This window comes from Psychrobacter sp. W2-37-MNA-CIBAN-0211, assembly GCF_040309405.1.
GTDB classification, from domain to species: domain Bacteria; phylum Pseudomonadota; class Gammaproteobacteria; order Pseudomonadales; family Moraxellaceae; genus Psychrobacter; species Psychrobacter glaciei.
The window spans coordinates 1-243 of the sequence record NZ_JBEOOU010000503.1; the positions used below are offsets into that span (position 1 = coordinate 1).

The 243-nt window shown below is 43.6% G+C and carries 1 protein-coding gene; it reads left to right on the plus strand.

Features of this window, described 5'->3' with window-relative positions; translation table 11 throughout:
* Positions 1–199 (plus strand): DUF1850 domain-containing protein (locus AAEY72_RS16050; protein WP_352311664.1); only part of this gene is annotated, 199 nt, incomplete at its 5' end.
* Positions 200–243 lie beyond the last annotated feature (44 nt).

Genomic DNA, 243 nt, shown 5'->3' on the forward strand with positions numbered 1-243 from the left:
GTTTAGCACAGGACAAATAATGCTAGGATTATGTTTAGGCCTAGCGGGCACAATATGGGCTCAAGTACCTGCTGAGAAAATGACTTTATCGTGGACCCACACGATTGAAAAAATTCGTTGGGCAGAAGATTATCGCTTGCAGCCTGACGGGTTTATCTTAGAGCAATCAAGGTTAAAATGCAGTGGTGCAGGGATGTAGATACCGTTGGATTCCGTGTTAAACAATTGCAGCTGGAATTACAC